Below are 10,511 nucleotides of genomic sequence, written 5' to 3' on the forward strand. Positions count from 1 at the left end.
GGTTTTTGCGTGATGCACCGTCGGCGGCACTCGCTGCTTCGATTGGGCGCGAGATTGGCGCAAGCCGATAGCGTGTGTCAATCCGCCCGGACGTGCTCTTTCAGTCGACCGGACGGAAGGGCATCAGATTGACCGCGGAGCCCGAGACGGCGATGACCTTGAAGAGCTCGCCCATCTTGCCCGCACCTTCGCCGGCAAGACGATCGACGGCTGCTGCAATCAACCGCTGTTCGGACGGTTCCTTGTCGCGCGCAAGGGCTGAAGCCCGTTCGGCAAGGCCGAGGCCATAGAGGAATTCGCCCTGATGGAGGCCGCCGTTCAGATGAATGCCGGACGCCAAGGCGACCTTGGCGAGATCTTCGAAATCGACATGGCTGGTCAGATCTGCCTCGCCGGGGCTGGCAAGCGGCGGGTCATAGTCGTGGTTCTTTACGGCCTGCAGAGTATCGCCGAAACTGGTGACCATATGGCCGTAGTCGATGACGAGCGCACTGCCGCCGAAATGCCTTAGCCTTTCGCAGAGCGTCTGCATGACGGCCTGGCGGGCAGGGGCAAATTCGAAGATCGTGCCTTCCGGGATGGAAGCGACCGGGGCGGGCAGGAGAACCGGATCGAGCGTGGCGATGCCGGCGACGAAAGACAGCTCGTCCTCCGGGCCAAGGCCCACCAGCCTTTCGCGAAAACCGGTCGGGGTCCGCACGAACTGGCGGATCGGGATCGCGTCGAACAGTTCGTTGGCGGCGATCAGGGTGAACCCTTCCGGCACGTCTTCGAAACTGTCGTGCCAGGAAATCTTGGTCGAGTAGGCCTCGAGCGTGACGCGCTGAACGCCGCGCAGGCGTTCGCTGGTTTCCACCAGATGGACACGCAGGCCGTCCATCAGGGATGGTGCGATGCGCTGGATGACGCGCAGCATGTCGGACATCATCGTGCCGCGGCCGGGACCGATCTCGACCAGGCGCACATCGCCCGGGCTACCCTGGCGCTGCCAGGCGTGGACCATGAAAATGCCGACCATTTCGCCGAACAGCTGGCTGATCTCCGGCGCGGTGACGAAATCGCCATGTCGGCCGAAAGGTTCGCGGGTGCGGTAGTAGCCGAATTCCGGATCGGCAAGGCAGAGCGCGAAATAGTCGGTGACGCTGATCGGTCCGCTGGCGCGGATCAGCGTCTTGATTTTTTCGGCAAGGGGCGTGGTTACTTCTGGGCTGTTCACGGGTGCCTCACACTTTCGCCGCGGAGGCGACGCGAGCCCGCGTGATCGCCCAGATGCCAACAGCAACCATCGGTAGTGATAGCACCATGCCCATCGTTAGCCAATTGGTGCCGAGCAAATAGCCGAGCTGCACATCCGGTTCGCGGAAGAACTCGACAAAAATTCGGCAGAGCCCGTAGCCGAGGACGAACGCGCCGCAGATGGTGCCGGGTACACGAAGGGCCTTGAAACGATAGATCAGGAGTGCCAGCACCAGAAGCAGGATGATGCCTTCCAGGCCTGCTTCATAGAGTTGGCTCGGATGGCGGGCGAACGGGCCACCGGTCGGGAAGACGACAGCCCATGGTGCATCGCTCAACCGTCCCCAGAGTTCGCCGTTGACGAAGTTCGCAATGCGCCCGAACAGCAGGCCGAACGGCACGACGGCGGCGACGATGTCGAACATGCTCCAGACGGGAATGGCATGGCGGCGGGCAAACACGATCATCGCGATCGTCGCGCCGAGGAAACCGCCGTGGAAGGACATGCCGCCGTTCCAGATCTCGATCGCGCGGATCGGGTTTTCCAGGATCGGGCCTAGATCGTAAAACAGGATGTAGCCGATGCGGCCGCCAAGGACGACGCCTGCTGCGATCCAGACGAGGAAGTCGTCGAGATGGACCGCGGTCATCGGGGCCTGACCGTTGGGCCACAGTGACGCGTTTGCGGTCAGCTTGCGGGCGTAAAGCCAGCCCAGCATGATACCGGCAACATAGGCAAGGCCATACCAGTGTACCGCAAGCGGCCCCAAGGAGAACGCGACCGGATTTATCTCGGGAAATGGCATGAGAGCAAAAAAATGAAGCGCTTCGTACAAATTACAGGTGTCTCGCTTACTCACAGTCGTGTGAAAAGATGGACTTGGGGACATCGCCGGTCAAGATGAATCTCATTCTGAGACGCGCGCAACAGTGGATGACGCTTGCAACGCGGCGACCCAAGCCCTACTTCAGATCCCATAGGACAAACACAGGCCGATATCGGGCCGATATCGCTGCCGATGGCAAGGAGACGGAACCTTATGTCGACCGGAACGAACCGCATATTCGACGATTTCGCACGGCTGATGACGGACGCTGCCGGCGCTGCACAGGGTGTGCGCAAGGAAGTGGAGACGGCTTTCCATGCCCAGGCGGAACGGTTCCTTAACAACATGGATCTGGTCAAGCGGGAGGAATTCGAAGCCGTTCGCGAGATGGCTGCCCGCGCCCGCGACGAGAATGTTGCGTTAAAGGCCCGTCTCGATGCGCTGGAGGCAAAATTCGGCCAGAGCCAGAGCCATGATCAGGGCCATTCAGGTCAGTAGGCCACTTCAGATCGGGCCATAAACTGTGGCCCCTCAGGGGATTCGCAATCTCCGTTTGAGATCGCCGTCAAAGTCCAGCGCCAAAAGCCTGCGCGGCGATCTTTCCCAGCCTATTCGCGATTGAGCGTCATCGCGTCTAATCGGCACAGTCAGGCGTCTGTTTTGCCTCGCCAAATCCCCATGAATTTACAAAAAATTAAGCCCTGTGGACACTCTTAAAAAAGCCAGCGTCCAGAGTCATTTAACCATCCGTTCTGATCTCATGCGCGAACCGGTTTCGGGGTTCAATCCACGGAAATCGGCATTCAGGGGATGGCAGCCGGACTCCGTCTAGCTACACTGATTTTACACGATGATTCGAAACGAGCCGGTGAGCTTCCGGTGGTGACCGATAGGTTACCGACGAGGCTGAAGGTAAGCTCCAGACAGGGTAACTCAGTTATTCTGGCGGCGACGAGCGATCATCGAAATGTAGTTCCGGTTAAGTGTTGGCGCGTTCCGCTCGAATTCGCATTCATTCCGGTCAAAAAGGTGCCGCATGAGCCTCATGGAATTGAACGTTGAGCGACAGTCGAACCCGGTGGACATGATCGAGTTCGTCGCAGCTTCCAACGATTGGACATTCGAACGGTCCGGCGAAGACGAGATCGCCATGACCGTGGAGGGTCGGTGGACGGACTACCACGTATCCTTCTCCTGGATGGAGGAGTTCGAGGCGCTGCATCTCGCCTGCGCCTTCGATCTGAAGATCCCCGATATCCGCGTGAACGAGGTCATCCGGCTTCTGTCCTACGTGAATGGACAGACGCTGATGGGGCATTTCGACCTGTGGCGTCAGGAGGACGTGGTGATATTCCGCCAGTCGCTTCTGCTGGCCGGCGGTGCCGAGCCCACGAACCAGCAGGTCGAGGTTCTGTTTTCCAGCGCGCTTGATGCCTGCGAGGCCTATTATCAGGCGTTCCAGTTCGTCGTCTGGTCCGGCATGGAAGCCAAGGCTGCCATGGATTGCGTTCTGTTCGAGACGGTCGGCGAGGCTTGATGGCGTTGCAGCTGGGTTCGATCGTTCTCGTCGGTGCCGGCAATATGGGCGGCGCCATGCTTTCTGGCTGGTTGAAGAACGGCGTTCCCGGCGCATCCGTCACCGTCGTTGACCCATCGCCGTCCGAGGCGATGAGAGCGATGATGTCCGACGCCGGCGCGACGCATGTTACGGCACTTCCAGACGGTGCGTCGGCAGATATCCTGTTTCTCGCGGTCAAGCCGCAGCTGATGGATGCCGTTCTGCCGCCGCTGAAGCCTGTGGTCGGCGCTTCGACAGTCGTCGTCTCGGTCGCAGCCGGCAAGACGCTGTCCTCCATGCAGATCCATCTCGGGGACGGTGCAATGGTGCGCGCCATGCCGAACACGCCGGCCATGATCGGCCGTGGCGTGACCGGTGCCTATGCCAACGACAAGGTGTCGGCCGCCCAGCGCGATGCGGTGCATGCGCTCTTGAAGGTCAGCGGTCCGGTGGAATGGGTTTCGAGCGAGGCGGATATCGATGCCGTCACCGCCGTTTCCGGCAGTGGCCCGGCCTATGTCTTCTATCTGGTCGAATGCATGGCCGAAGCCGGGCGCAAAGCCGGTCTTCCTGCCGATCTTGCGATGCGGCTTGCGCGCGAAACCGTGTCGGGTGCGGGAGAACTTCTGCGTCAATCGACGGAGGATGCCTCGCGGCTTCGCCAGAACGTGACGTCTCCGGGCGGCACCACGGCTGCTGCCCTCTCCGTGCTAATGGCAGACGATGGGATGCAGCCGCTGTTCGACAAGGCAATCGAGGCAGCGCGGAGCCGCGCGGAAGAACTGGGACGCTGAGCAGCCATGTCTAACGAGATAAGCTTTGCCGACTTCGAGAAGGTCGATATCCGGGTTGGCACGATCGTCGAGGTCGAGCCGTTTCCGGAAGCCCGCAAGCCGGCGTTCAAGCTGAAGATCGATTTCGGGCCTGAGATCGGCGTCAAGAAATCGTCGGCGCAGATTACCGTCCACTATACGCCTGAAACGCTGCTCGGACGCCAGGTGCTGGGCGTCGTCAATTTTCCGCCGCGCCAGATCGGGCCGGTCCGTTCCGAAGTGCTGACGCTTGGCTTTGAAGACGAGAACGGCGCGATCGTTCTGGCTGCCGTCGAGCAGGGCGTTCCAAACGGCAAGAAGATGATGTGATCAGGCAACGCCGTCTTCAATAAACGTCTTAGTTTTCTCCCCAGTCCAGCATGTTGCCGATAGCGGTCCGCTCAGGCCGGAACGCGAACGATTGCCCTCAAGCCACCGCTCGGACTGTCGTCCAGCGTGACATTGCCGCCATGCGAGCGGGCGATGTCGCGGGCGATCGCGAGGCCGAGGCCGGTTCCGGATGCATCGAGATTGCGGGCCTCGTCGAGCCTGTGGAATGGCTTGAACACGTCCTCGCGGGATTGCGCAGGAACGCCCGGGCCGTCGTCATCGAGGGTCAATGTCAGCCATTTGGCGCTGTGGCGCGCATCGATATGCAGGTTGTCGGCATAGCGCTGGCTGTTTGAGACGAGGTTTCCAAGCAGGCGGTTGAAGGCGTTCGGCCTGACGGCGATCTCGTCGTCGCCCTCGATGTGGTAGGTGAGGATCTGCCCGTGCAGGCTGAAACTTACGCGGAATTTCTCCAGAAGCTCGCTCAGATACAGCGTACCGAAGTCCTCCTCGGCCTCGCCCTTGGCAAATGCCAGATAGCCCTCCAGCATAGACTGCATGTCTTCGACATCCTGTTCCATGCCGGCGAGCTCAGGCTTGTTGCCGGCAAGTGCCAGCTGCAGCTTGAATCGGGTGAGGATGGTGCGCAGGTCGTGGCTGATGCCGGCCAGCATCGCGGTGCGCTGCTCCATCTGCCGTTCGAGCCGTTCGCGCATCTGGATGAAGGCAAGGCCCGCGCGCCTTACCTCGTCTGCGCCGCGCGGCGAAAAGCCTTCGGTCTTTTGTCCCTTGCCGAAACTTTCTGCCGCCTGGGCAAGTCTCAGGATCGGGCGGATCTGGCCGCGCAGGAACAGGATCGAAATCACCACCAGCACGAAGGCGGTGCCGATCATCCAGATCAGGAAGATGTGGGTGTTGGACGCGTAGGTAGAGCCGCGTCTGGCAAACACCCGCAGCACCCGTTCGTCCATTTTTACGCGGATCTCGACGAGCCGACTGTCGCCTACCGTATCGATCCAGAACGGCATGCGGATCTGACTGCTCAACTGTTCGGCAAGGATGTTGTCGAGGATCGCGAAGAAGGGGCGCTGGCGGGGCGGCGGGAGCTGGCCGTTCTCCTCGATTGCAATCGTCAGGCCGAGAGAGCTGTCGGCGATACGGCTGACTTCGTTGTAGTTGCTGTCCTGCGGATAACTGCGGATGATTTCGATAATGGCGGCGATGTCGCGAACGGTGCCTTCAGACAGGCGCTCCGTCACCATTCGCCAGTGGCGTTCCATGAACACCGCGGCGACGACTGTCTGGAGCAGGAGCATGGGGAGAATGACGATCAGCAGCGAACGGGTGTAGAGGCCCGTCGGCAGCCAGCGACGCAGCCAGCGCGTGAACGGACGCCAACCGGGGAGGGTAAACCGGCTGGTCTCTCGCTTCAGCGTGTTGAAAATTGCCATTCGCCGCCCGTTATCGTCCTGTCGTCGGTCTCTTGTGCATCAGTCGATACTCAGCCTGTACCCGATGCCACGCACGGTCTGGAGATAGACCGGGTTGGCGGGGTCTTCTTCGATCTTACGACGCAGCCGGTTGATCTGCACGTCGATTGTGCGCTCGCCGACATCCGTATCGTCCCCGATCAGTTCGTGGCGGGGGATCGTTTCGCCGGCGCGCAAGGCAAACAGCATCATGATTTCCTGTTCGCGGTCGGTCAGGCGGATCGTCTCGGCCGCCTTGCGCAGTTCCTTGCGCGGGATCGAGAAGGTGAACGGACCAAACATGATCTGCTCGATCTTGGGTGCATCGGCCGAGCTGCTGCGGCGCAGGATGTTGTTGATGCGCAGGACCAGTTCGCGCGGATCGAAGGGTTTTGACAGGTAATCGTCGGCACCTGCCTCGAGACCGGCGATGCGCGATTCTGCCTCGACCCGTGCCGTCAGGAGGATGACCGGGGTGGTCTTCTTTTCATAAAGCGACTGGGTGAGCGACAGGCCTGTTTCGCCCGGCATCATCACGTCGAGAATGATGAGGTCGAAATGCAGTCCTTCCAACTTGCGCCGCGCTTCGGCGGCATCTCCCGCGACCGTGATGCGGAAACCCTGCTCCACCAGATAGCGGTTGAGGAGATCGCGGATGCGGGTGTCGTCGTCGACAACGAGAAGGTGAGGGGCGTCGTCCAAAAGCGGTGTATTGGTCATCTGTCTGTCCCGGTCAGATATCCTGACTGATGTCGATATCAGAAATCACGAGGTTCGGGTCACGTCCACGCATCCGTTGAAGGAAAAGGGTTACGCTTTCCCGCATCCCGGGGGTGAAGTCTTCCATGGCGCGTGCGATACGCTTGGATTGCGGCTCGCACAGGGCCAGCGCCAGTTCGCGGCCGGCAAGGGTCGGATAGAGGCGGCGCTGTCTGCGATCCTTGGCCCCGGCCATCTGCCGGATATAGCCAGTCTCGATCAACTGCTTCAGGACGCGGGCGAGGCTCTGCTTGGTGATCTGCAGCAGGTCAAGAAGATCCGTCACCATCATCCCCGGCTGGCGGCAGACGAAATAGACAACCCGATGGTGGGCGCGCCCCATGCCGATCTTCGCCAGGATAGCGTCCGGATCGGACACGAAGTCGCGATAGGCAAAGAAGAACAGCTCGATCGCTTCGAAATCGATCTGGCCCTCGTCGACCACGGGCATCTGTGGCGGGACTTTCTTGACGGCTTTTCCCGTCGCTGCAGGCGGCACGCCGTTTCCTTTCGCTCGCTACGTCTTCATCGTGTGAAGCTGTTTAACGTAATCCTTTTGCGCTGTCGCCCGTGATAAATCGCTCTGGCGGTCAAAATTCGACCGGTTGTGTTGCTTTCAGGGAGAACACGCACTTTCTTTTGCGCGCATGACTTGTCCGGCGGAACCTTTATCCCCAAGCGCCATTATTCCCAGCGAACGACTGGAGATTATTCAATGAACGCGCACACTTATTCCGCAATGCCGCCGATCGAGCTGAACCAGACCAAGGCCGAAGCTCATCCGCTGCGCCCGGTCTTCATCACGGTGATTGCGCTGAAAGTCGTCGTCTCGGCATTTCTGCTGGCGACTGTTTCGCTGGCCCCGCCGGTTGCTGCTGAAGGCACGTATCTGGCTGCCGCTATCAACTGATTTTGAGGCTGTCATCGGCAAGCCTTCCGGCTATGAAGAACGACAACGTTCAGGGCAGGACAGGCATTATGGGTCGATTGCAGGCGAGCGTCATTCAGGTGACGCCATTTCAACAAAACTGTACCGTCTTCTTTGACGACGATACAAAGACAGGCGTCATTGTCGACCCAGGCGGTGACATCGGGGTTATTCTGGACCTCGTGCGCAAAAGTGGCATTACCCTTTCCGAGATCTGGCTGACCCACGGGCATATCGATCATGCCGGAGGTGCCGATGAACTTCGCGAGGTGCTGGGCATTCCTGTCGTCGGACCCCACCGCGACGATCTTCCCCTTCTTGAAAACCTTGAAAAGCAGGCTCAGATGTTCGGTGTCGAGGGCGACGTCCGCAACGTCGTGCCTGATCGGTTTCTTGACGAAGGCGAAACAGTCTCGTTCGGCGAGCATGTGTTCGAGGTTTTTCATTGTCCGGGACATTCGCCCGGTCACATCATATTCTACAACAGAGATAACGCCTTCGCACATCTTGGCGACGTGCTGTTTGCCGGGTCGGTCGGACGGACCGACCTACCTGGAGGCGATCACGCGACCCTGATGGACTCGATCCGCACCAAGGTTCTGCCACTGGGAGACGAGGTAGGTTTTCTCTGCGGTCACGGACCGGGAAGCCGGATCGGCGACGAGCGCCGCAGCAATCCATTCCTGAAGGGCCTGTAGCCGGCAACCGGTATCACGGGCATAAAAAAACCCGGCATCACTGCCGGGCTCCAACTGGAATGAGCGAGCTTTTGAAGCTCAACCGGAGATCTGCAGATTGACGGCCTTGGGGCCTTTTCCGCGACGATCCGGTTCCGTGTCGAAGCTTACTTTCTGGTTTTCAGTCAGCCCGGACAGGCCGGAAGCCTGTACGGCGGAGATATGAACGAAGATATCGGCGCCACCGTTGTCTGGTTTGATAAAGCCGAATCCCTTGTCCATATTGAAGAATTTCACAGTGCCAGTCTCGGCCATGCAGCAGGTCCTTTTCCTTCTGTCCGTGTTCAGCGGCGGACAGCATCAGAGTGTGCCCTCACGGGCGGCGGCAGGCAGCTTTAAGAAAGGGTCCCTGTGTTTACCGCGGCGACTGGCAGATAAGGTATAAAACCAAGCCCCCAGTTCCCGCCCGAAGTCTTGGCGCCTTCGGAGCGCGTCATTATAGGTCTTCCCATGCTCGTAAATTGCCCGAACATGGACAGAGTGCTGTGTTTATCAAAAATTGGCAAGAAAAAGTTTTTTGAAAGGCAGGCCCGTTCCAGCCTGCCTCATTTGGCCAAAAGCGCTGGAAATGCGGGCTTTGCGCATGGTCCGAAGGAAGTTGGATTAGCAACGGATCGCTGGCGATGCTTCGCCCGATCGGCTCTATGCCTGTTCGCGTCATGTTTGTAGCCGTTTCCAAACGTCTACACTCTCTGCGGGAAGTTCCGCTGCGAGGCGGTGAAGGTGCGGACGGCTAGCTGCCCTGGTGTCTGCGGCCGAAGGTTTTCATCCGCTTGAGAGGGGTGGCCGACGGAAACGGGGCGGCGGCAGAGACGCGAATGGCGGATGCAGGCGAGGGGCTCATGTCGAGGTCGCCGCCGATCCGCGGCAGGCCGTGTTCCGGGAATGTCCTGTCGAACGTGGTCGGGGCGAGTTCAGGCCGTGCGAGTGCATATCCCTGCACGAGAGACGCGCCGAATTCCTCGCACACCTCCACCTGCCACATTTCCTCCAGTCCTTCGATGATCGGCTCGATCCCGTCATCCAGCATCTGCTGCAGGACAACGCGCAGGAGTGCTGCTCCTGCCGGATTGTCGAGAAAGTCGCGGACCCAGCCAGGTTCGAATTTGACGTAGTCAGGCTTCACCCGCTTGAGAAGCGCCAGATCGGACTCGCCCGCACCGTAATCATCGATCGCCACCTGGAAGCCGATGGCGCGCATATGGCTGGTGAAGTCGGCGATGACGGCGGCGTTGGTCTCGGCGGTCTGGCGGATTTCGCAGACGATCCGGTTGACGGCAAGTCCGGCTTCGTGGCTCGCAAGTTTGATGCGTTCAACTTCGTGGCGCATGTCTTCGGGCGTGCGCACCAGACCCGGCTGGAACTTGACGAAGATCTTCGCCTGGCGTCTGTCGAGCCGGCCGGTGTTGAGAATATGGATCGTCCGGACCATGCTGTCGATATCGGCAGCTTCGGCGGGATCAACGAGGCTGAAGAATTCGTGCGGGGGAACGGGCTCTTCGCCACGATAGGCGCGCACGAGCCCGACAAAGGCTTCGATGGCCAGCCGATTGCCGGGTTTCGACGTTTTGAAAATGGGCTGAAGCGCGGATCTGAGAATGAAAGGCCCGTACGCGGTCGACCATGCCCCGTCGTCGCCGCGAACCAGGTTGGCGAAAATGCTTCTCGATGCCATACCCGTACCGTCTCCTGCGCAATTTTGCAGATTGTAGGCGAGACGGGTTACGCGGTCGTAAATACGCGTCCGAAGGTTTTAATCAGCGACATTGATGGCATTCATTCATGCTTTTTTCTTGAAAGGCGTCGGTTCATTCTCCATACAGCTTGAGGCGGCCGCTCGGCGGCGAATGAGCGC

Annotated in this window: 13 protein-coding genes; 6 read left to right on the plus strand and 7 right to left on the minus strand. The window is 59.9% G+C overall.

Translation table 11 applies throughout. From position 1 onward, the window contains the following. Window positions 1-100 precede the first annotated feature (100 nt). A complete protein-coding gene (locus ASF70_RS22630; RefSeq protein ID WP_062455810.1) occupies window positions 101-1,216 on the minus strand; it encodes a class I SAM-dependent methyltransferase in 1,116 nt (371 codons plus the stop codon). A 7-nt stretch (window positions 1,217-1,223) separates the two neighbouring features. Further along, window positions 1,224-2,042 (minus strand): prolipoprotein diacylglyceryl transferase, encoded by an 819-nt coding sequence (gene lgt, locus ASF70_RS22635; protein ID WP_062457920.1) that lies wholly within the window; start codon window positions 2,040-2,042, stop codon window positions 1,224-1,226. A gap of 234 nt (window positions 2,043-2,276) precedes the next feature. Between lgt and ASF70_RS22640 the strand changes: the two genes are divergently transcribed. The 4 genes from ASF70_RS22640 (at window position 2,277) to ASF70_RS22655 (ending at window position 4,763) form a co-directional block, all read left to right on the plus strand. Then, window positions 2,277-2,561 (plus strand): accessory factor UbiK family protein, encoded by a 285-nt coding sequence (locus tag ASF70_RS22640; RefSeq protein WP_062582967.1) that lies wholly within the window; start codon window positions 2,277-2,279, stop codon window positions 2,559-2,561. A gap of 538 nt (window positions 2,562-3,099) precedes the next feature. Next, a complete protein-coding gene (locus ASF70_RS22645; RefSeq protein WP_062455815.1) occupies window positions 3,100-3,600 on the plus strand; it encodes a YbjN domain-containing protein in 501 nt (166 codons plus the stop codon). Next, window positions 3,600-4,415 (plus strand): pyrroline-5-carboxylate reductase, encoded by an 816-nt coding sequence (proC, locus tag ASF70_RS22650; RefSeq protein WP_062582969.1) that lies wholly within the window; start codon window positions 3,600-3,602, stop codon window positions 4,413-4,415. Before ASF70_RS22645 ends, proC begins: the two co-directional genes overlap by 1 nt. Window positions 4,416-4,421: 6 nt before the next feature. Then, window positions 4,422-4,763 (plus strand): tRNA-binding protein, encoded by a 342-nt coding sequence (locus ASF70_RS22655; protein WP_062582972.1) that lies wholly within the window; start codon window positions 4,422-4,424, stop codon window positions 4,761-4,763. Between the two features lie 71 nt (window positions 4,764-4,834). Here the strand turns inward: ASF70_RS22655 and ASF70_RS22660 are convergent, their stop codons facing one another. Genes ASF70_RS22660 through ASF70_RS22670 form a run of 3 tightly spaced genes read right to left on the minus strand, consistent with a single transcriptional unit; the run spans window position 4,835 to window position 7,442 of the window. Next, on the minus strand, window positions 4,835-6,214 hold the full coding sequence (locus ASF70_RS22660; protein ID WP_062455824.1) for an ATP-binding protein: 1,380 nt from the start codon (window positions 6,212-6,214) through the stop codon (window positions 4,835-4,837). Between the two features lie 39 nt (window positions 6,215-6,253). Then, window positions 6,254-6,952 carry a response regulator gene (locus ASF70_RS22665; RefSeq protein WP_062455827.1) on the minus strand — a complete coding sequence of 233 codons (699 nt, stop codon included), beginning with the start codon at window positions 6,950-6,952 and terminating at the stop codon, window positions 6,254-6,256. A 13-nt stretch (window positions 6,953-6,965) separates the two neighbouring features. Further along, window positions 6,966-7,442: a MarR family transcriptional regulator gene (locus ASF70_RS22670; protein ID WP_092660392.1), complete on the minus strand. Its 477-nt coding sequence runs from the start codon at window positions 7,440-7,442 to the stop codon at window positions 6,966-6,968. Window positions 7,443-7,706: 264 nt separating this feature from the next. Between ASF70_RS22670 and ASF70_RS22675 the strand changes: the two genes are divergently transcribed. Further along, window positions 7,707-7,901, plus strand: coding sequence for a hypothetical protein (locus ASF70_RS22675; RefSeq protein ID WP_062455833.1), 195 nt, complete (start codon window positions 7,707-7,709; stop codon window positions 7,899-7,901). Between the two features lie 68 nt (window positions 7,902-7,969). After that, window positions 7,970-8,617: an MBL fold metallo-hydrolase gene (locus ASF70_RS22680; protein ID WP_062583181.1), complete on the plus strand. Its 648-nt coding sequence runs from the start codon at window positions 7,970-7,972 to the stop codon at window positions 8,615-8,617. A gap of 78 nt (window positions 8,618-8,695) precedes the next feature. Here the strand turns inward: ASF70_RS22680 and ASF70_RS22685 are convergent, their stop codons facing one another. Further along, complete coding sequence (locus ASF70_RS22685; protein WP_062582975.1) at window positions 8,696-8,911, minus strand: cold-shock protein; 216 nt, start codon at window positions 8,909-8,911, stop codon at window positions 8,696-8,698. A 478-nt stretch (window positions 8,912-9,389) separates the two neighbouring features. Next, a complete protein-coding gene (locus ASF70_RS22690; RefSeq protein WP_062582978.1) occupies window positions 9,390-10,331 on the minus strand; it encodes an EAL domain-containing protein in 942 nt (313 codons plus the stop codon). Window positions 10,332-10,511: the final 180 nt, after the last annotated feature.

This window comes from Rhizobium sp. Leaf321, from assembly GCF_001423215.1.
In the GTDB taxonomy this organism is placed as follows: Bacteria; Pseudomonadota; Alphaproteobacteria; order Rhizobiales; family Rhizobiaceae; genus Neorhizobium; species Neorhizobium soli.

Coding starts and splice junctions, on each gene's coding strand:
- ASF70_RS22660 (WP_062455824.1), bottom strand. CDS start 6,214: ATGGCAATTTTCAACACGCTGAAGCGAGAGACCAGCCGGTTTACCCTC.
- ASF70_RS22675 (WP_062455833.1), top strand. CDS start 7,707: ATGAACGCGCACACTTATTCCGCAATGCCGCCGATCGAGCTGAACCAG.
- ASF70_RS22680 (WP_062583181.1), top strand. CDS start 7,970: ATGGGTCGATTGCAGGCGAGCGTCATTCAGGTGACGCCATTTCAACAA.
- proC (WP_062582969.1), top strand. CDS start 3,600: ATGGCGTTGCAGCTGGGTTCGATCGTTCTCGTCGGTGCCGGCAATATG.
- ASF70_RS22645 (WP_062455815.1), top strand. CDS start 3,100: ATGAGCCTCATGGAATTGAACGTTGAGCGACAGTCGAACCCGGTGGAC.
- ASF70_RS22640 (WP_062582967.1), top strand. CDS start 2,277: ATGTCGACCGGAACGAACCGCATATTCGACGATTTCGCACGGCTGATG.
- ASF70_RS22685 (WP_062582975.1), bottom strand. CDS start 8,911: ATGGCCGAGACTGGCACTGTGAAATTCTTCAATATGGACAAGGGATTC.
- ASF70_RS22655 (WP_062582972.1), top strand. CDS start 4,422: ATGTCTAACGAGATAAGCTTTGCCGACTTCGAGAAGGTCGATATCCGG.
- ASF70_RS22690 (WP_062582978.1), bottom strand. CDS start 10,331: ATGGCATCGAGAAGCATTTTCGCCAACCTGGTTCGCGGCGACGACGGG.
- ASF70_RS22670 (WP_092660392.1), bottom strand. CDS start 7,442: ATGCCCGTGGTCGACGAGGGCCAGATCGATTTCGAAGCGATCGAGCTG.
- lgt (WP_062457920.1), bottom strand. CDS start 2,042: ATGCCATTTCCCGAGATAAATCCGGTCGCGTTCTCCTTGGGGCCGCTT.
- ASF70_RS22665 (WP_062455827.1), bottom strand. CDS start 6,952: ATGACCAATACACCGCTTTTGGACGACGCCCCTCACCTTCTCGTTGTC.